The organism is Coraliomargarita algicola (genome assembly GCF_033878955.1).
GTDB lineage: Bacteria > Verrucomicrobiota > Verrucomicrobiia > Opitutales > Coraliomargaritaceae > Thalassobacterium > Thalassobacterium algicola.
This window is the reverse complement of the sequence record NZ_CP138858.1, coordinates 1,870,668-1,888,993: the sequence shown is the minus strand read 5'-3', so window position 1 is coordinate 1,888,993 and position 18,326 is coordinate 1,870,668. Positions and strand designations below refer to the sequence as shown.

The window sequence follows — 18,326 nt, the reverse complement described above, 5'->3', positions numbered from 1 at the left end:
TGAAGTGTCAGTTTAGTGATTAATCACCACTGGCAACTCCTCCCATGTCATCTTTATTGGCCCTGCCAGATGATCTCAAGGGTTTCTTCACCAAGCGTGCGGAAATCGAGATCAATCGGGTTTTCGACCGAGGCGGTCACCTTATATTCCGAATGTCCGTAACTATAGGTCGATGAAGTGTCCTCGATCCACTGGTAGTCGATAGTGTCGAGCGTGTTGATGATTTGTATCGTACCCGAGGCTGTTGAAAGACTTAGACCGATGAAGGAAATAGTGGTGAGTATACTGGTTGTTTTCATAATGAGGTTTCTTTTTGAAGGTTTTGGCGTCAGAGAGACCTATTTATGGTTGTTTTTTCTGCGGTTGCGGCGCAGGAAAACAACTCCTCCCGCTAAGGCGGACATGAGAAAAGCTGCTGTGGCAGACTCGGGCACGGCTCCCGTGATCTGAATGAAGTGAGGTGACAGACGCTGAGTAGCTGTTGGCGTAATTCTCCGAGACGAGATCTATATTTGGCGACCCGCTAAAATCAGTGTAGACATCGTTGATGAAGGTATTCTCTGGGGGAGCACCGAGCCCGTTAATCGTGGTTAAGTTTACCGTGACCTGCTCGCCCACAGTAAAAGCAGTGCCGGAGGCTTCGGTTCTGGTGCCGATGACCTTGAAATTCACGACAGCATTTGCACTAGGCAGAACGACAAGTGCGAGGCCAAAAAATATGGAAGCGATTATTGCTATCATAGTGATAGTGAGTGTGAAAATTTTGTTCCCGCTGCAGGACTTACCTTTAGGGAGTCTAGTCGGGGTCATTTGAAACAGGAGTTTATCAGTTGAAAACTTAACCAAGAATGAATGGCTCCGAAACTTTCTCAAAATGCGGATGCTCTTATCTACGGCTCTTTGGAGAATACGTTAATTGTTCTGCGTTCATTCCTGATTAACTTTCGTTTTGCTACCCTGTGCCTAATGGTTACTTACAATTTCATGAAAATCCTCGTAGTGGAAGATGACGAAGACGTGCGCCACGGGCTCACTCAGGCTTTGATGGATTCCGAGTTCTCTGTGGAAGCGGTCGACAACGGGGCCGAGGGCCTTTATCGAGCACGTTATTGGGATTTCGACGCGATCGTTCTCGACGTGATGCTTCCCGAGATGAACGGATGGACGGTCCTGGAAGCAATTCGCCGCGAGAAGAAAACACCTGTCCTAATGTTGACTGCCCGCGGAGAGATCCATGATCGAGTCCGGGGCCTTCAAACCGGAGCTGATGACTACATGGTGAAACCTTTCGATGCTCGCGAGTTGGTTGCGCGCCTCCAAGCACTGATTCGCCGCTCTGCGGGACAAGCCGCTAATTGCATCGAGATCGGGCGAGTCACGATCAACCTGGATGCTCAGGATGTACTACTTGATGGTCAAACTGTTGATTTGACGGCGGATCAGATAAAAATTGTCACCCATTTGGCTATTAGAGCAGGAAACACCGTGAGTCATGGTTTATTGTCGGACGTCCTCTCAACGAGAAACGAAGAAGGGTTTTCCAACGTTCTGGATGTACAAATCTACAGGATTCGAAAAAACTCGGCAAGCATTTCATCCGCAACAAACGCGGACAAGGCTACTATATTCCGCGTGCTGAAGAGGGTGCTTTGCCCGCTCACGTATTTCCTTTGGATCGCGATAGCTGAATAAAGCCCGAAGATGATTAGACGATGACGCTCTCGCTTAAATGGAAAATACAGGCCTGGTACGCCTTGGTGCTTGCCGTCGTGCTTGGCCACTTTGGTATCGGTTTTTATCACTACGAAAAAGCACACCGGTTGGGGCAGGTCGATGCGATGCTCGATCAAAAGATGGGGCCGATCCTGTTTGAAGCCGAAAGGAAGCTCCCGGACGGGCCCCGCGGCCCGCCGCGAAATAAATCCTCGGCGTTTGCCCCGCAGCCTGGATTGGAGCCCGGAGGGGGGTGGGTGCGCCGCACCTTGCCGATTGATGAATTTAACCAATCGAGACGGAAAGATTTCAAGCAGGATGCCTTCGCTTATTTTAATGATCAACTCGCACGGAGTGGACACTACGCTTACGCTTTCAGTCGAAAGACTGGTGAGTTGGTATTCAAATCGGAGGGTGCTCCTGAGCTGGACTTCCCAACTCAAATGCCTCCCGGCTATCACCTACGCACACGAGAAGGCCGTTACCGCGAACTCTACCACGCCTCACCCTCGACCGCGCTGCTCACCGGATATCATCTCGACGCGCTCCAGGAGGAGCTCGGGCACCTAAAGCTGCAAATTACGGGTGGGACCGTTTCGGTCTATGTTCTCAGCTTGATTCTCGGGGGAATTCTCGTCTTCCGCTCCGTCGCGCCCTTAGAAGAAATCCGTCGCACCGCTTCTGCCATTTCCAAAGGCGACGTTAAAGCACGGATACACAAGTCTACAGATAGCTCCACGAATGAAATTCGGCTGCTTTCACGTGACTTGAATACTACCTTCGAAACGCTTTCACAGCTTTACCACCGTCAGGTGCAGTTTACCTCCGACGCATCGCACGAGCTGCGAACGCCGTTGACAGCGCTGGTTTCGCACATCGACCTTGGGCTTGATCGTGTCCGCAGCCCGGAGGAATATGTCAAACTTTTTGCGACCTGCAAACGCTCCGCCACACGCATTCAACGAATCACCGATGATCTATTAGAACTTTCGCGGCTCGACTCAGGCGAGGTCAGGCTTGATCTGGAGCCGATGCCGCTAGACTCGTTGCTACAGGATTTATGCGAAGACTTACGGCCGCACATCGAGAGAAATGGAAGCCTCCTGGAAATGGATTTGAAACCGGTGAGGCTTTGCTGTGATCCGTTTCGCTTAGAGCAGGTGGTGACGAACCTGGTCAATAACGCCTTGCAGCACAACTCGCAGCCGATCAAAATCGGTATCCACTGCGCACTTGAGAGAGACTGGGTAAAGATCGAAGCCGTGGATAACGGGAAAGGAATCCAAGCGGAAAATATCGATAAATTGTTTGACCGGTTTTACCGGGAAGACCCATCGCACAGTGCAAATGGGAGAGCAATAAATGTCGGGTTGGGCCTGGCTATTTCGAAAGCAATCGTTGAAGCGCACGGAGGGAGTATCCATGTTTCCAGCCAGTCGGGAGTTGAAACCAAGTTTAGCATTCGCCTGCCGCTGTAGCCACAAATGCTGCTAATCTCTGTAGGCCGACCGCGATTCAGTTCGTTCCAAAATACTCGCGCCCTTACTTATTGTGGTTCAACTTTAGGATCTATCTTGTTTGCCGATGACTCATGAAAAATGGTTTAAGCATACATTTTTCTGGAGAATCTATAAAGACGGTTAGGCCATGGATCGTAGCGACTGGCTTTACGCCAGGATTCATATTCCCCCTCGATTCCTGACTCAGGGCACATTATTGAAAATAATTAATCCCCTGTTGTTCATGGAGTTAAATTTTGGACTAAACATTTTGAAAAGGCTCAACATGTTCAGCTTAGATGAAAATCGAAGCATGAACGAAATCCCTACCCGAACGGTCACTGCGAAGCCTTGAGCTGCCGCTGTGGAGAATACCCTGACTTTTTCGGACTTCTCTGGGAAGCTTACAGGCGGCGACTAAAGTTCGCCTCTCCCTCAATCGGAGACGGCTCACTATTTTTGTTAGCGTCGCCGTTTCGTCATGACTAGCCCCAGTGCGCCAAGGGCGGCGATGAGGGCGAAGGTCTCCGGCTCGGGAATGGCACCGAGTTCATAGGCACCGATGTCATCGGCCAAGCCCGCCAGACGGAAAAAACCGCGTTGATCGGTCGTTAGATCGGTCATTCCGGCATCAATGGCATCGCTGGAACTTCCGAGCGCGTGGGTGAAGGTGGGCCCTCCATTATCAGCCAGAAGTCCAAGGTCGGCGAAGGCATTAAACTGGTCTCCCATAGCCGAAGCAACGATACCCCCGCCGGCATCATCAAAGAGATTGTATCCGAGCGAGTCGACGGTTCCCGAGATCGTGCTGGGGCTCCCGTTTGAGAGATTATCGCTAAAAATCGAGTTCCCGACCTCGAAGGTGCTTCCCTCATCGGAAGTGAAAACGAGAGCGGCTCCCTCGGACCCGGATTCATTGAAAGCGATGGTACCTATTGATGACCCGTCCGGAAACTCCGGCCACAAGCACCAGGCCTCCGCCACCAGTCGCACTCGTGTTTCCAGTGATCGTGCTGTTTTCAATGATGATTTCCTGGCCCCTATTGGCACTGATGCCGCCGCCGCCCGCACCGGTCGCCTCGTTGTTACTGATCGTCGAATCCACTACCTTGACGGTGGCGTCTAACGCGCTGATTCCGCCACCCCCTTCAGCGGAGTTACCGTCGATGGTCGTTCGCTCGATTGTCACGGACGTAGTCTCGCCCTGAGCATTGATACCTCCCCCTCGGCTACCGTCCGTTGCAGCTGTGTTGCCATTGATCTCGCTATCCGTAATGGTAACCTGGGCACCTGCACCGACGAGCAAGCCTGCGCCATCACGGCCCGCTTCTTCGGCGGAGTTTCCGTTGATGGAGGAACCGCTGATGTCGAGCGTGCCGCCTGCATGGTAGATTCCTCCGTTGTAATTCTCAGCTGTATTGTTGGAAATGCTGGAATTTTCGATCGTGATCGTCGGACTACTTAAACCCAAAATACCTCCCGCTAATCCGGTGGTTCCGGACGAGCCAAGGGACGCTGTATTATTTGTAATTTGCGAGTCTCTAAGCTGCAACGAACCCGTCGACATTGCTATTGCGCCCCCCTGCAAGCCATTATTGCCCGTTAAAGTGCTTTTTTGGATAACAGCCGAACCGCTATTTAGAAGAAGAATCGCCCCACCTGCGCCTTCGGAAGCATTACCAGTCAAGCTGCTGTCAATCAACTCAAGGTTCCCGCCTTCTACACGAATCGCCCCGCCACTACTCGCACCGGAAGAAAAACTCTGGATTGATAAGCCGGAAAGCGTGAGACTTCCGGTGGAGGAAACTAGGAAAGCGCGGTCACTTGCCCCGGTCCCGTCGAAAGTGACACTGAACCCATTGCTGCTAATGGAAATACCACTGTTAATCGTAGGAAGGACTCCGGAAAAATTAAGCGTTCCCCCAATTTGGAAATTGATCTGATCCGCCCCTGCAGAGGCTTCGGCTTGGTTAATCGCATCACGCAAGGATCCTGCGCCACTATCCATCAGATTCGTAACATTGATGTTAGCAAAACTTTTGCCGAAAGCCAAGACAATGATCGCACAGACCAGAGATCGGGAGCGGTTGGTTGTTGAAAAGAATATACTCATGACATGCATGATGCCAAACTGAAACTTAACGGAGAGTGAACAGATGAACTTTTTTGTCCCTTTACGCTACTCTGACCCGCCACCGTAATCCGACGGCAGAAGCCTAGGCCGTGTGGATAGATAAATAAACTTAGCATAATGTAGTTGCTACTACCGTATGCTATGTACCGACTTCGGCATCAGTCGCAAGACTGGGCATAAGTATCTGCGTCGTTATGATACCCATTCGAAAAAAGTTTGGTCCTAATAGATATGTCTTTTGTAACCTCGGTTCTCGGAACCGGGGCGATGCCGATCGTCCCCCGAAACAAAGTTTCGAGGCTACGCAAAGGCCAAGCTTATAGATCATATATTCTTAGAAGTGGTATGAGACTGATGGCAGGGCAGGTTTGGCTGATCACAGTCGCCGGTCGAAGGCCTGCCCATTTACAACCGAGGAAGCTGTGACGAAGTTGATTCTAATGGAGCGGCGCAACGGAATCGAAGGCACACAAAGCGAACTGATCAGAGCTTACGGACTACGCAAAGCGCGCTATCGTGGACTGGCAAAAGTGAGTCTGCAAAATCACCTGATCGGAACTGCGTGCAACTTAAACCGATTGTTCCGGCGCATCACCTGGGAAAATCTCCAAAGCCCCTCGCTCCAACCTTGCGCGAATTGAGAAATCACGGATAGAAGAGTCATTCCAGTTTTTTGAGCTGCTTTAGAGCCCTCTCTGAAATCTTATAATCCTAACTCACGTTTAGCTTCTTCGGGGGTATAGAGCTTGCTCGGATTCTGGATCGCCTCGACGGCTAGGTAGTAATCCTCCATATCTTCAAGGTGTTGGAGGATCGCTTCCCGTGCATAGTCAGTCTTGGTCCGTCCGGTCTTCTTGGCTAAAGAAGCTAGACGGTTTTCGACTTCCTGATCTAATCGAATGGCTAACATATATACACGTATTGTGCAGAAATACGTTTAGAGCGAGCTGATTTGGCATCTAATTCTGCTTGTTGCGCCTCAGTGCAAGCTGCGCTCGGTTTTATTTTATTCCGCTTGGTCTCCGTGCCCCATTTCGACTCAGCGGTTGCTTTGGGCTGCTCGAGTGTTAGTTATATGTGCATGAATCGATATTCGAAGACCTTGGTCATCTTCGCCGCGTTGGTTATTTGGTATGCCTTAATCGGGTTTTGGATCGCTCCAGCTCTGATCCGGCACTTTGGCGAGCAGCAACTGCAGGCGCGCTTTAGTCCGGATTCGAGCATTGCACAGGTGCGTATCAATCCGTTTGCGGGCTCTTTTCGAGTGGAAGGTTTGAAGCTGGCGGACCTCGCGGGGGCTTGGTCGGTGGAATGGCAGGCGGCGGAGCTGAACATTAGTGCCGCGAGTTTGTTCAAATTTTATCCAGTCGTGGATGCGCTGCGGCTGGCCGGGGCGGATATTCGTTTTGAAAAAAGGCCGAGTCAGGCAGTTGAAGTGTCAAAAGTGAGTGAGCCGAGCGCTGGCGGTGACTGGCGCGACTTGGTCAAAGATTTGAACTTGACCGAGATCCCACAGATGAGAGTGGATTTATTAGAAGTCTCTGAGGGGCGGATCGAATTTGTCGATCAGACGGCCGCGACGACCTATAAAAAGGTGATGGATCCGATTGATTTTACCCTGCGCGATTTCACGACGGTGGTTGAGGGCGACACGAGCATGCGATTTATCGCAGATATGGACGATGGGGCGGTGCTTCGGTGGGAGGGGGACTTGAAAAGCCAACCAATTCGTAGTTCTGGCTCTTTGAGCTTAAACGGATTGGTGGTGAATGATTTATCGCCGTATTATAATCCGTATATCCGCTTCCACCTGAAGCGGGCAGTCTTTGGGCTTGGATTCGATTATCAACTGGATCTCTCAGATTTGGAAAATCTCTTTCAAATTGAGAATGGCCAAATGTCACTCACCGAAGTGCTCTGTGAGCCGATCGAGCAAGATGATCAGCTCATCTCCGTGGACTCTGTCTCGCTGGAGGGGATCGGTTTCCGTTTTCCAGATATGGCGCTCGAGGTTGCCAGCCTTGCAGTGACGAATGGGGCCACTCGGATTTTTCGTGATGCGGATGGGCAAATCAATTTAGCGCAGTTACTCGTCTTGCCTGCGGCGAGCGGGGAGCCCGCAGCCGAAGTTGCGACGAGTGAAAGTTCGCTGCCTGAGTTCAGCTATCGTATCGAAAAGGTCCGACTCACGGATTATCGTATTGTATGGGAGGAAGCTTTGACTGCTGGCTTGGCGAATTTGACGGTTGAAATCCCTAATCTTGAACTTTCGGCCGTGTCGTCGGACCTTGATGCACCGATTCAATTCTCCGCTAATTATCAAATCGGGGATTCTGGAACCGCACAGATCGACGGTCGAATCGTGCCAGCTGAGCCGGTGCTGGATCTTTCGATGCAAATCGAGGGCGTGCCGCTGCATCTGCTCTCGCCATATGCACAGAGTTTTGGGGAGACCGAGATCGAGAGTGGCACTTTTAGTTTCGATGGTCGCTTTCAATATGCCGCGACAGGTGAACAATTGCTTGTTGGCGATGCTTCGGTTCGAGGACTCACATTTGTTTACGCTGATAATCTGAAAGCCAAATGGGTGGGGCTCGACGTCGGAGGCTTGCGCATGGATTTGGCTCCTTTTTCGCTGGCGCTGGAATCTGCGGTGTTGGATCAACCTGAAGTCGTGTGGACCAAGGCTGTATCTGAAGTGAGTGAAGAGATGGTAGAGGAAGCCGATGTCGTCGCCGATGTGGTCGAGACTCCAAATGTTTCAGGGAGTTCCCCCATGCCTCCGATCCGTGTCGACTTATTGAGCATTTCTCAGGGGCGCGTCACTTTCGTTGATGAAAGTATGCAAGCAGTGTCCCAGATCGAAATAGACTCTTTGGGGCTGATTCTTCGCGACTTGGATCTGGCGGGCAGTCAGCCGGCGAAACTTGACTTGAATGCCCATATCAATGGCAGTGCCTTTGAATTGCATGGGGCGCTCAATACCAGTCAACTAAAAGAGTCGACTCAGTTAAAGGCTTCACTCACTGGTCTTTCGCTGCCAGCGTTTTCCAGCTATTCGGGGCAAGCCGTTGGACGACGTATCGCGAATGGCACGTTTAATTTAGAGTCCGATTGGACGATTGAGGCGAGCCAACTCAAGGCGAGCAATCAGATACGTATCGAACAACTGGAATTCGGTGACAAGGTCGACAGTGAGCATGCCGTGAGCCTACCGCTCGATCTTGCGGTGACTTTGCTCACCGGGCCGAATGGTGTGATGGATTTATCCTTGCCCTTGTCCGGGGATTTGAACGATCCGAAAGTTGGGATCGGGCAAATTGTGCGGACCGCGATTGTTGGCTTAATTACTAATGTGGCGACATCGCCCTTTAAGTTATTGTCTGGTCTTGTCGGTGCGGAGGAAGATCTCTCAGTCGTGAATTTTGATGCAGGCTCTGCCGCGCTGTCGCCTGCGATGATCACGCGTATCAATACATTGGCCTCCGCGCTCAAGGAGCGGCCTGGATTGAAACTCGCGATCACGCCACAGATATCGACCGCTGATGAAGTGCAGCTGGCTGAAGATCAACTGCGCGTCGACTTACTTGGAGAGGTGGATCTTAGTGACGAGCAATTATACCGTAAGCGTCTCGCTCAACGCTACCGCGAAGCAATGGAAGCAGCGGGCACTCCTGACGAAGTGACTCAGGTCGATGACGCGCTCGGACTCAAGAAAATGGTGACTGCATTGCTGCCTGGTATCCAGTTGGCGGATGCGGAACGCGTGTCATTGGCTGCGGTACGAGCCCGCGCCATTCGTGAGCATCTGATCACTGCGCAAGGCATTGATCCAGAGCGCTTAAGCCTCGCCGAAGCTGAAGTCGGAGCGAGTGAGCCCGGCGCACGTTTTGATTTGAAGTAGTGTGTGGTGTTTTGCTGTGGCGGGCCCCGGTTCTGAGAACCGAGGATACGGCCCCGGTTCATAGAACCGAGGATACGGGGAGGGGGCAGTTTAATCTTTCCCGAGCTGCCATTTGGCTAGTTGGAATTCTGTTAGATCGGAATTGCCGGCTTCGAGCGCGATCTTGAGTAACTCTTGGCTGCTCGTGTCCTTGCCTTGAGCGTGTTCAAATTGCGCTAGCCAAAAGGCGGTCGAGCAGATCTGCCTGCGGGCTTGTTCGGGCGTTTCGGCTTTTCCGGAGGCGTCCAGTGCTTGTTTGCGTGTGTATTCTCCTTTGAAATAACGGCTGACTTCATCGTCGTTTAACTTTTTCAAATCTTGCGAATCGAGCAGGAAGTCGAGGTAGAGTGCTGTGGGGTTTGGGTTTTCTGTGACCTTTGTTTGATACCTGCGCAGCGATGCAATGGCCGCGTCGGGCTGGCTGGTGGTGTGGGCGAGGAGTGCATGTAGCAATTGGATGCCCGCGTTGTCGGGGAGTTGCTGAGCCGCTCCGGCGATGACTTGTTCGGCTTGGGGGATCTCTCCGAGCTGTAAGTGAACGAGTCCGCTGGCATAGGCGATAGATGCATTTTCCGGGGCCAAGCGACGGGCTACTTGGTAGTCGCTGAGGGCGCCTGCGAGATCGCCGATTTTGCGTAGGAGCGAGCCGCGCAGGGCACGGGTGTCGACTTGTTCAGGGTCTATCAGCAAAGATTCGTTAAAGGCGCTGAGTGCTAGAGCCGGGGTGTCGGCTGCAAGATGTGCGCGCCCGAGCATTGCCCAGACCGCGGCATCGGGCGCGATACGATTTAAGGTGATGGCCTCCAGTATTGGAATGGCATCGCCGGGGCGTTGAGCGCGTAGCAGAGTGCGGCTGGCGATGAGGGCTTCTTCGCTGGTTTCAGGGCGGAAGCCTGCGTCGATGGCGGCGAGTAGGGCGGTCTCCGCTTCTGCCGGACGGTCAAGCTTTTGCAGGCAGATCCCGCGGTAGAAATAGAGCGAGCGGCGTAGCAGGTCGGCTTCTTTGGGCAGGGCGTCGATGGCGGCTTCGAATTTGGCGCGTGCGGTGCCGACTCGGTTTTTGGCCAGTGCGGCGCGGCCTTCGAGGTAGAGTGCGACGTCTTTGAGTTGTGGTTGTTGGGCGATGGGGCGGATGATGGCTTCGAGGGAGTCCCAACGCTCGACACTGGCGTAAAGCGATGCGAGGGTGATGAGAGCTTCGTAGTTTTCAGGTTGTTGGCCGGTGAGGACTTGTAAGTCTTTGATGGCGGCTTCGAAGCGGCCGAGTTGGGATAGCAGGCGGGCGCGAATGAGGCGTAGCGTGGTGCGTTGTTCCAGGGCTTCTTGCCCAGTTTGGTGTTGGTAGACGCCGATGGCTTGGTCGATGGCGGCGACGGCGGCATCGTGTTCGCCGGCGGCCATACTGGCGCGGGCTTTTTCCAGATAGGCTTCGCTGCTGAGGCGCAGACTGCTGCCTGCGCTGGCAGGATCGGCCAAGTAGATGTTGTTAAAAGCCTCGGCAGCTTGGTCCCATTCGCCTGCAGCCATGCGTAGTAGGCCGAGCAATTGGTTGGCTGCGCGCGCGTCGTCGCTGGTGGTGGGGGCTTGCGCGATCACTTCTTGTATGAGGGCGCTGGCTGCGTCGCGGCGTTGCATATTGCCAAGTATGAGTGCTTTCAGTAGTTTGTGTTCGTGGTTGTTGGGGGCGAGGGCGATGGCGCGCTCGGCTGCGGCCAGGGCTTGTTCGGCTTTGCCTTGGTCGAGCATCACGCGAGCCTGCAGGGTGAGCGCAGGTAGGTGGTCGGGGTTCAGGCGTAGCATCTGCTCTATACCGCGTTCAGCCCCTTGCAGATCACCGATCAGATAGTTACCTTCGGCGATGCCGTAGTAGAACTCGATACGGTCGGTTTGGGGGACTGCGCATAAATAGAGGCCAGTCAGGTTCAAGAGTAGGCCGAAAATGAGAGTGCGAAGAAGCATGGATAAGGGGTTTGCTACAAAAAAAGACAGAGGACGATTGGAAAATCGTGAAACTCTGCTCTATCTAATGTTCATGAGTCATTCACCTAAGCCAAAGAAAGGGAAACGTTCCGCCATTGATGTGTTTTTTGATGCCGTCGGTGCGATGGTTCCGAGTTGTGGCCCTGCGATGCGTATGGTGGAGCTGGGGCAACAGCGCCCTCTTAAGTTGGGGGAGAAATTCGTCTTGCTGTATAATACGCCACTTTGCCCGCACTGTAATTGTAATCGCGCGAAGTTTAACGAAGAAAAGGCAAAGATGCGGAGTGCGCGTTGATGCTTGCTCATGTATGACAGGCATGCTCTATGACTGCGTGTTGCTGACGAGTCAGGGCGCATGAGCGACTCAGAGCCTAGGTGCTTGAGTTACAGAACCTTTTTTGCTGGAGAGTGTGAGGTTGACAGTGATATGCGGAGGCTGCCTCATTGTGACTTAACTTTTATTTCCGATGTTAGGTAAAGTCTTGAATTGGTTTCGTCAAAGTGGTCTGCATCCCTTTCCACTTTTTAATACGCTGCGTAACTATACCTTTCGAAAAGCACTGGCGGATATGCGTGCCGGGATGAATGTCTCCTTGCTCGATTTTCCCCAGAGTATGGCATACGCTTTAATTGCGGGACTTCCTGTGCAGATGGGGATTTTTTGTTCGGCTCTATCGAGTGTGACGGCGCCTATGTTTGCCAGTTCCCGTTTCGTGATGATCGGTCCCTCAAATGCGACCGCCGTCATGCTACTGAGTACTTTTCTGACGCTGGGCTATGCGCCTGAGCAGGCAATGCTTGCGTTGCCCGTGTTACTGATTTTGGTCGCCATCTTTATGGTTGTGGGCGCCTTTATCGGCATTGCAAATCTTACGCAGTACGTCTCGCGAGCCGTAGTTGTGGGCTATATCACCGCAGCTGCTTTTTTAATTATAGTGAATCAATTGAAGACGGTGCTGGGGCTACACGTGCCGAGAGCGGGCACCTTTGCGGAATCTTTAAAACTGTTGATACTGGGAATCGGAGAGACGCAGTGGGAGGCATTGGCTGTGGCCTCATTGACTATCTTGGTCTACTTGCCGCTCAAGCGATGGGCAAAAGGCCTGCCGACGGTGGCCTTGAGTTTATTGATCGTTGGTGGCTTAGCGGCTGTGATGGGGCATTACGGTATTCATGCGGAAATGCTGAGTCCTGTGAGCGTCAGTTCGTGGCAATTTGGATTACCTGAATTGAGGTTTGGGGATCTGGCGGTGCTTGCGAATGGAGCTTTAGCGGTAGCGTTTTTATCGCTGTTGGAGAGTTCCTCAATTGCCAAAACTCTGGCTGCGCAATCAGGAGACCGGGTTGATTTGAATCAACAAATGCTGAGTATGGGCGCAGCCAGTGCTGCCTGTGCCTTTGGCGGTGGAATGGTTGTTTCCGGGTCTTTAACGCGTTCGGTGCTCAATTTTAAAAGCGGTGCGCAGACCGCCGTTTCGAGTATTTTTAATGGTATCTTTTTGGTGATCGGACTTTTTGCTCTGGGGCGCTTGATTGGCTACATTCCGAAGCCAGCCCTGGCGATGCTGGTTATCTTGGTTGGAATTTCTTTGATCAACCGAGCGAACATTGCGGTGATGCTGAAGACCACTCGCAGTGATGCGACGGTATTTTTGGTGACCTTTATTGGAGGGCTTTTTTTATCCTTGGACACTGCGATATATATCGGCACTGCCGCGTCGATCGGCCTCTTTTTACATAAAGCAGCTAAGCCGGGGTTGATGGAAGTTTCGTTTGATGACAGTGGTAAGTTAGTTGAGCAACAGTTGCAGCAAGAGCGTAAAGAGCGTCCGGAAATTGCAATTGTGCATGTGGAGGGAGACCTGTTTTTTGCATCTAGCGATGTTTTTCTGGATCAAATGCGACACGTGGTCACGCATCCCGCCCTCAGTGTCATTATTCTGCGACTACGCAATGCACATAATCTCGATGCCTCGGTGGCACTGACGATTAAGGAATTGGTGGTCTTCGCGCGTTCGAACGGGCGCGATGTCATTGTCAGTGGGGCGCATCCCTATGTAGAACGTGTTTTTAAGAATTCCGGATTATTAGCGACTTTGGGAGAAAGTAACTTCTTTCGCTATCATCCGGAAAATCCGACCATTTCCACCCGTGATGCGCTGAAACGCGCTCAGGAAATTACAGGTGAGAAGTCGGCAGACATTACGATCTACGCCAGCGAGAAAAAAGAGTGAAGGCGTTCGCTTACGACGCTGTTCTACGTTCTGGAAGGCGGATTGCGTGATCACAAGTGGAAATAATCAGTCTTTATTCGCTCCTGAGTTGACCTAGTGCAAGCCTGCTGAATGGTGCGCAGCGTGATTGCCACTCGAAAACAAGGAATACTACACGCTCATCTGGCTGCGCTGCTGTTTGGGGGCACGGCACTGTTTGCGAAGTTGATTCCACTCGCTGCCGATGTGATCACATTTTGGCGCACTGTTGTGGCCATGTTTGTGATGTGGCTACTTTGTCGCCTGACCGGGCGCTCCATGAAGCTTGAGCGTCGGCGCGACGTGTATTATCAGATCGGACTCGGTGCTATGTTTGGCATCCATTGGGCCACCTATTATGCATCCATTCAAGTGTCGACGGTGGCGATCGGCATTACCTCGCTCTTTGTGGCGCCTGTGCTCTCTGTATTGATTGAGGCTGTCATGCGTCGAGAGTGGCCGGATGTGGTGGACTTATTACTTTGTGGAGTCGTCTTTCTAGGGGTGCTGTGCCTGATTCCGAACTTTGATTGGAACAGTGGCTACCTCAAAGGCGTGGTGCTAGGTGTGATCTCCGCGCTCTTTCTCGCGCTGCGACAAAACCTGCATCACCGCAGTCGGGCGAAAAATTCCTCCAGCTTAGTGCTCTTATTCTATCAATTGATCGGGATCGCAGTTCTGTTTGCGTATGCAGGCGTCGGCATTCCACAGGACGATTTGAAAGACAATTGGGTCAATCTATTACTTTTAGGCGTTTTTTTTACCGCAATCCCACACTTCCTCAACGTCTCCGCCTTGCGCGAACTGGAGGCGAAAAGTGTTTTAATCATCACCAGTTTGATGGTGCCCTATGGGATTGTACTCGGCCTGTTTTTCTTGGACGAAGTGCCCGCCCCGCGCACACTGATAGGTTGCCTTTTAGTGATGGTTGCAGCCACTGCGGAAAATTTACGCATGCGACGTTAGGGGGGGAATTGTTCTATATGCCGATCCAGTCGACGAGTTGGCGGGCGGGTGCAGAGCCGCGTCCGCGTTGGCGTAGTACAAAGAGTTCCCAATGCGCCCATTTGTCGGTGAGTCTGCAGAATACGACGCCCGGTGGTGGCGGGCTGCTGATGTAGTCGGGTAAAAGGGTGACGGCATTCTCACCAGCGATGAGGGTGAAGGTCTCGGTCACGCTTTCGCTATTTTTGATAAAGCGCGGCTTGAAGCCTGCCTGACTGCAAAGTTCGGTCATCCAGTGATTACGCCCAGGCACATCCTTGGGGGTGACGCCGATGAAGCGCTCGCCCTTGAGCTGGGCTAAAGAAAGCTCGGGTTCTGCGGCAAGAGGATGCTCTGAGGGAAGGGCGGCGCAAACGCCCAGTTTTGCGGCGCGCCGTTTATAAAAGTCGTTGGTTTGTGCGGCACCTTCTTGTCCGATGAGTGCCACGTCGAGTTTGCCCGCTTGTAGGGCTTGTAGCTGCTCCGCAGGCGTTTGATCGAAGAGGAGTAGTTGGATGTCGGGATGGGCTGCCTTCAATTTGCTGAGCGCAGGATTTAGAAATTTGGAGGCCGCCATCCCCAGATAGCCGACGCGTAATTGTTGCTGTCGTCCTTGCGCAAAGGCGCAGACATCCGCCAGCGCGAGGTCGTAGTTTTTAATGATCGGTTCAAAGCTGTCGCGCAGGTGAAAGCCCAGATCAGTCGGGAGCATGCCTTTATTGTCCCGTTCAAAGAGCGGCCCGCCGATTTCTTGCTCCAGACTCTGAATGTGGCGGGAAAGCGTCGGCTGGGCGATGCCGAGCTGCCCGGCCGCGCGGTTGACGCTGCCCGCTTCCAGCACGGCGAGAAAACTCCGTATTCGATCCAACATAGGAGTGGGTATGCAGAAAGTGCATAACAAAGGCAAGCCCGCGGTATTAGTCAGCCGGAGGATTGGCTGCTATAATAGGGACATGAAAAACGAAAAGAATAGCACGAAACTCTCCTTGATTCGCAGTCTGCTGGCAACCACGGCTGCGGTTCACACACTTCCACTTCGCATCAGCCTGGCCGTGGTGATGTGGCCGCACGGTGCGCAAAAGCTCTTTGGCTGGTTTGGAGGCTATGGTTTGTCTGGTACGATGGCATTTTTCACTGAGAGTTTGGGCATACCTGCTCCGATTGCTTTGGGCGTCATCTTGGTGGAATTCTTTGCCCCGCTCATGCTCTTGCTGGGGCTTGGCACACGCGTGGCTTCGGCGGCTTTGGCTGCCGTGATGTTGGGCGCGATGGTCATGGTGCAATGGCCGCATGGATTTTTTATGAACTGGTCGGGCACCCAAGCGGGTGAGGGCATTCAGTTTACGCTGTTGTTTATCGGGGCAGCAATTGCACTGGTCGGATCCGGCGGTGGTTTGTATTCACTGGATCGATACGTGGTTGATCGTTTAAGCCCTTCATTCGGAAAGGGGAAAGGATGAGCAGGCCGATGTTTCCGTTCGCGCTTGGGAGTGTCTTGCTGACCGCGCTCGCGCCCATTCTTTGGGGGACCACTTATCTCGTGGCCACCGAATATTTGCCTGAAGGGCGTCCTTTGTGGGCGGCTGTGATTCGCACCTTGCCAGCTGGCTTGCTGCTTATTGCCTATACGCGTCAGCGTGTGCACTCTATTTCGTGGGGCCGTTTGTTGCTGTTGTCGGCGCTGAACATTTCTGCCTTTCAGGCATTGTTATTTGTGGCTGCGTATCGCTTGCCCGGTGGCATCGCCGCGATCGCTGGTGCTTTGCAGCCGTTGATAATCCTGGCCTTGGCTTGGGGTGTCGACCAGATTCGGCCGTCAGGAAGCGCTGTGGGCACTGCATTGTGTGCAGTGGCCGGAATGGCTCTGCTGATTTTGTCGCCTGAAGCGAAATGGGATCTTGTTGGGATCTGCGCAGCCTTGACTGCTTCGGTTAGTATGGCGGCTGGTATATTTCTGTCGCGGCGCTGGAAATCGGACATGCCGCTACTGGCGTTCACTGGTTGGCAACTGGCACTCGGTGGCCTGCTATTATTGCCCTTGGCAATATTCATCGAGCCCCCGCTCGCCAGTTTATCCATGACGAATATCGTTGGCTATACCTACCTCAGTATCCTTGGCACGTTGTTTGCCTATGCCTTGTGGTTTCGTGGAATTGCCCGTTTGTCCTCTGTGGCTGTCTCCGCGCTCGGATTACTCAGTCCAGTGACTGCCATTCTCTTGGGCTGGCTCATGCTCGGCGAAACGATGCGACTGCGCGAAATCCTCGGCATCCTGATCGTGCTTGCTTCGGTGTTCGCGCTGCAGTGGCAGCGGCGAGTGACGCCGAAGGGCGACAGTCGAAGGATACTGAAAGTAAAGGCCGCTTAAATCGAATTTTCACCAATCCTCCAACCTCAACCAGGAAATATTATGATAGAACTCAGTCCATCCATCCTTGAAAATCGTGTCACTACCGGGCGTTTTGATCCGAGTGCGACACTCGACAGCACGAGCATCCGCGAACTCGTTCGTTTGGCCACGCAGGCACCCTCCGCCTTTCATTTGCAGAACTGGAGCTTCACCGCGGTGCACTCCGATGCCGCGAAGCAACAATTAATGGATCTATCCTATGGGCAGCGACAGGTGCGTGATGCCGCGGTGACTTTTATTGTCGCGGGGCATGTGTGTGCTTATGAATCATTAGCCGAGCGTTTACAGCCGTCGGTGGACTCTGGGATCATCGATGCCGCGACACAGCAAACCTGGGTCGATATGGCGACCGGATCGCACGAAGGCAATGTGGCACTGCAGCGCGACGAGGCGATTCGTTCGGCTTCTTTGGCGACGATGTCGCTGATCGTGGCCGCCCGGGAAAGGGGCCTCGATACCGGGGTGCTCGGTGGTTTTGATGCGGCTGCTGTATGCAAGGCCTTTGCCCTGTCTGCTGATGCCATTCCGGTCATGTTAGTCACCGTCGGTCGCGCGGCCGCGGGGAATTGGCCGCAGAAGATACGACGTCCGGTTGATGAAGTGTTGCGCTTTGTTTGATCACGTTTCGACTCGGCTTTTGTTCGAGGGCATGTAGTGCTTCCTTGATGAAAATTTTCATAGCAGGAGCCACGGGTGCCACGGGACGCCTATTATCTAAAAGTTTGTATGCCCAGGGCCATGATTTGAATGTGGTCGTGCGTTCTGCGGAGCGTTTGCCGGATTCGTTACTGGGGCAAACACGTGTTAATGTGACGGAGGCTGCTTTGTTTGATCTGAGCGATGCCGAGTTGGCGCAGCAGGTGCGTGATTGCGATGCGGTGGCGCTTTGCTTGGGGCACAATCTTTCCTTGAAAGGGATTTATGGGCAACCCCGTCGTCTGGTGACGGAGGCGACCCGTCGCCTGTGCGCTGCGATACGCGTTCACTCGCCACAGAAGCCAGTGAAGTTTCTGTTGATGAATACCACGGGCAACCGGAATCGTGATCTGGCAGAGCCGATCTCATTCGCCCAGCATTGTGTGATCGGCTTGTTACGCTTGCTTTTGCCACCGCATCCCGACAATGAGCAGGCCGCGGAATTTCTTCGGGCTCAAGTCGGGCAAGACGATGCCATGATCGAGTGGGTGGCTGTTCGGCCGGATGGTCTGATCGATGCGGCCGAAGTCAGTGCGTATACACTGCATCCTTCGCCGACCCGCAGTGCGATCTTTGATGCGGGTAAGACCAGTCGGATCAACGTGGCCGACTTTATGTCGTGCCTTATTGAGGACGCCGAGCTATGGGATCACTGGAAAGGGCAGATGCCTGTGATTTACAACGAAGAAGCTTAGGCGGGGTGTCCAGTCTCACT

18 protein-coding genes are annotated in these 18,326 nt (G+C 53.1%); 11 read left to right on the top strand and 7 right to left on the bottom strand.

Annotation, left to right across the window (positions count from 1 at the left end):
* Positions 1-53 precede the first annotated feature (53 nt).
* Together SH580_RS07285 and SH580_RS22165 are read right to left on the bottom strand one after the other, a co-directional pair.
* Positions 54-299, bottom strand: coding sequence for a hypothetical protein (locus SH580_RS07285; protein WP_319834353.1), 246 nt, complete (start codon positions 297-299; stop codon positions 54-56).
* Positions 300-338: 39 nt separating this feature from the next.
* Positions 339-404 (bottom strand): hypothetical protein, encoded by a 66-nt coding sequence (locus SH580_RS22165; RefSeq protein ID WP_425607174.1) that lies wholly within the window; start codon positions 402-404, stop codon positions 339-341.
* Positions 405-852: 448 nt separating this feature from the next.
* On the opposite strand from SH580_RS22165, the gene SH580_RS07275 reads away from it, so the two are divergent.
* Positions 853-1,692 carry a response regulator transcription factor gene (locus SH580_RS07275; protein WP_319834351.1) on the top strand — a complete coding sequence of 280 codons (840 nt, stop codon included), beginning with the start codon at positions 853-855 and terminating at the stop codon, positions 1,690-1,692.
* Between the two features lie 20 nt (positions 1,693-1,712).
* Complete coding sequence (locus SH580_RS07270; protein ID WP_319834350.1) at positions 1,713-3,191, top strand: sensor histidine kinase; 1,479 nt, start codon at positions 1,713-1,715, stop codon at positions 3,189-3,191.
* Positions 3,192-3,674: 483 nt separating this feature from the next.
* Here SH580_RS07270 and SH580_RS07265 read toward each other — a convergent pair whose 3' ends face one another.
* On the bottom strand, positions 3,675-3,944 hold the full coding sequence (locus tag SH580_RS07265; protein ID WP_319834349.1) for a choice-of-anchor Q domain-containing protein: 270 nt from the start codon (positions 3,942-3,944) through the stop codon (positions 3,675-3,677).
* Positions 3,945-4,125: 181 nt separating this feature from the next.
* Complete coding sequence (locus SH580_RS07260; RefSeq protein WP_319834348.1) at positions 4,126-5,325, bottom strand: right-handed parallel beta-helix repeat-containing protein; 1,200 nt, start codon at positions 5,323-5,325, stop codon at positions 4,126-4,128.
* Between the two features lie 461 nt (positions 5,326-5,786).
* On the opposite strand from SH580_RS07260, the gene SH580_RS07255 reads away from it, so the two are divergent.
* Positions 5,787-5,987, top strand: coding sequence for a transposase (locus SH580_RS07255; protein ID WP_425607173.1), 201 nt, complete (start codon positions 5,787-5,789; stop codon positions 5,985-5,987).
* A gap of 62 nt (positions 5,988-6,049) precedes the next feature.
* On the opposite strand, the gene relB is transcribed toward SH580_RS07255, so the two are convergent.
* A complete protein-coding gene (relB, locus tag SH580_RS07250) occupies positions 6,050-6,256 on the bottom strand; it encodes a type II toxin-antitoxin system RelB family antitoxin (protein ID WP_319834347.1) in 207 nt (68 codons plus the stop codon).
* Positions 6,257-6,427: 171 nt separating this feature from the next.
* Between relB and SH580_RS07245 the strand changes: the two genes are divergently transcribed.
* Positions 6,428-9,250 carry a DUF748 domain-containing protein gene (locus SH580_RS07245; protein WP_319834346.1) on the top strand — a complete coding sequence of 941 codons (2,823 nt, stop codon included), beginning with the start codon at positions 6,428-6,430 and terminating at the stop codon, positions 9,248-9,250.
* Positions 9,251-9,340: 90 nt separating this feature from the next.
* On the opposite strand, the gene SH580_RS07240 is transcribed toward SH580_RS07245, so the two are convergent.
* Positions 9,341-11,248, bottom strand: a complete 1,908-nt coding sequence (locus tag SH580_RS07240) for a tetratricopeptide repeat protein (protein ID WP_319834345.1) — start codon at positions 11,246-11,248, stop codon at positions 9,341-9,343.
* Between the two features lie 73 nt (positions 11,249-11,321).
* Here SH580_RS07240 and SH580_RS07235 point away from each other — a divergent pair, with 73 nt between their 5' ends.
* The 3 genes from SH580_RS07235 to SH580_RS07225 all read left to right on the top strand — a co-directional run bounded on the left by SH580_RS07235 (position 11,322) and on the right by SH580_RS07225 (position 14,487).
* Entirely contained in the window at positions 11,322-11,564 is a 243-nt protein-coding gene (locus SH580_RS07235; protein ID WP_319834344.1) for a hypothetical protein, read from the top strand.
* 172 nt (positions 11,565-11,736) lie between these two features.
* Positions 11,737-13,503 (top strand): SulP family inorganic anion transporter, encoded by a 1,767-nt coding sequence (locus tag SH580_RS07230; protein ID WP_319834343.1) that lies wholly within the window; start codon positions 11,737-11,739, stop codon positions 13,501-13,503.
* 111 nt (positions 13,504-13,614) lie between these two features.
* Positions 13,615-14,487, top strand: coding sequence for a DMT family transporter (locus SH580_RS07225; RefSeq protein WP_319834342.1), 873 nt, complete (start codon positions 13,615-13,617; stop codon positions 14,485-14,487).
* 13 nt (positions 14,488-14,500) lie between these two features.
* Here SH580_RS07225 and SH580_RS07220 read toward each other — a convergent pair whose 3' ends face one another.
* Entirely contained in the window at positions 14,501-15,376 is an 876-nt protein-coding gene (locus tag SH580_RS07220; protein WP_319834341.1) for a LysR family transcriptional regulator, read from the bottom strand.
* An 82-nt stretch (positions 15,377-15,458) separates the two neighbouring features.
* On the opposite strand from SH580_RS07220, the gene SH580_RS07215 reads away from it, so the two are divergent.
* Genes SH580_RS07215 through SH580_RS07200 form a run of 4 tightly spaced genes read left to right on the top strand, consistent with a single transcriptional unit; the run spans position 15,459 to position 18,306 of the window.
* Complete coding sequence (locus tag SH580_RS07215) at positions 15,459-15,965, top strand: DoxX family protein (RefSeq protein ID WP_319834340.1); 507 nt, start codon at positions 15,459-15,461, stop codon at positions 15,963-15,965.
* Complete coding sequence (locus SH580_RS07210) at positions 15,962-16,873, top strand: EamA family transporter (protein WP_319834339.1); 912 nt, start codon at positions 15,962-15,964, stop codon at positions 16,871-16,873. Before SH580_RS07215 ends, SH580_RS07210 begins: the two co-directional genes overlap by 4 nt.
* A 42-nt stretch (positions 16,874-16,915) precedes the next feature.
* Positions 16,916-17,533: a nitroreductase family protein gene (locus SH580_RS07205; protein WP_319834338.1), complete on the top strand. Its 618-nt coding sequence runs from the start codon at positions 16,916-16,918 to the stop codon at positions 17,531-17,533.
* A 47-nt stretch (positions 17,534-17,580) separates the two neighbouring features.
* Positions 17,581-18,306, top strand: a complete 726-nt coding sequence (locus SH580_RS07200; RefSeq protein WP_319834337.1) for an NAD(P)-dependent oxidoreductase — start codon at positions 17,581-17,583, stop codon at positions 18,304-18,306.
* The last annotated feature ends 20 nt before the right edge of the window (positions 18,307-18,326 follow it).

Excerpts from the sequence above, each read along its gene's own strand:
- SH580_RS07285 (WP_319834353.1), bottom strand. The coding sequence starts at position 299 with ATGAAAACAACCAGTATACTCACCACTATTTCCTTCATCGGTCTAAGT.
- SH580_RS07275 (WP_319834351.1), top strand. The coding sequence starts at position 853 with ATGGCTCCGAAACTTTCTCAAAATGCGGATGCTCTTATCTACGGCTCT.
- SH580_RS07270 (WP_319834350.1), top strand. The coding sequence starts at position 1,713 with ATGACGCTCTCGCTTAAATGGAAAATACAGGCCTGGTACGCCTTGGTG.
- SH580_RS07265 (WP_319834349.1), bottom strand. The coding sequence starts at position 3,944 with ATGGGAGACCAGTTTAATGCCTTCGCCGACCTTGGACTTCTGGCTGAT.
- SH580_RS07260 (WP_319834348.1), bottom strand. The coding sequence starts at position 5,325 with ATGAGTATATTCTTTTCAACAACCAACCGCTCCCGATCTCTGGTCTGT.
- SH580_RS07255 (WP_425607173.1), top strand. The coding sequence starts at position 5,787 with ATGGAGCGGCGCAACGGAATCGAAGGCACACAAAGCGAACTGATCAGA.
- relB (WP_319834347.1), bottom strand. The coding sequence starts at position 6,256 with ATGTTAGCCATTCGATTAGATCAGGAAGTCGAAAACCGTCTAGCTTCT.
- SH580_RS07245 (WP_319834346.1), top strand. The coding sequence starts at position 6,428 with ATGAATCGATATTCGAAGACCTTGGTCATCTTCGCCGCGTTGGTTATT.
- SH580_RS07240 (WP_319834345.1), bottom strand. The coding sequence starts at position 11,248 with ATGCTTCTTCGCACTCTCATTTTCGGCCTACTCTTGAACCTGACTGGC.
- SH580_RS07235 (WP_319834344.1), top strand. The coding sequence starts at position 11,322 with ATGAGTCATTCACCTAAGCCAAAGAAAGGGAAACGTTCCGCCATTGAT.
- SH580_RS07230 (WP_319834343.1), top strand. The coding sequence starts at position 11,737 with ATGTTAGGTAAAGTCTTGAATTGGTTTCGTCAAAGTGGTCTGCATCCC.
- SH580_RS07225 (WP_319834342.1), top strand. The coding sequence starts at position 13,615 with ATGGTGCGCAGCGTGATTGCCACTCGAAAACAAGGAATACTACACGCT.
- SH580_RS07220 (WP_319834341.1), bottom strand. The coding sequence starts at position 15,376 with ATGTTGGATCGAATACGGAGTTTTCTCGCCGTGCTGGAAGCGGGCAGC.
- SH580_RS07215 (WP_319834340.1), top strand. The coding sequence starts at position 15,459 with ATGAAAAACGAAAAGAATAGCACGAAACTCTCCTTGATTCGCAGTCTG.
- SH580_RS07210 (WP_319834339.1), top strand. The coding sequence starts at position 15,962 with ATGAGCAGGCCGATGTTTCCGTTCGCGCTTGGGAGTGTCTTGCTGACC.
- SH580_RS07205 (WP_319834338.1), top strand. The coding sequence starts at position 16,916 with ATGATAGAACTCAGTCCATCCATCCTTGAAAATCGTGTCACTACCGGG.
- SH580_RS07200 (WP_319834337.1), top strand. The coding sequence starts at position 17,581 with ATGAAAATTTTCATAGCAGGAGCCACGGGTGCCACGGGACGCCTATTA.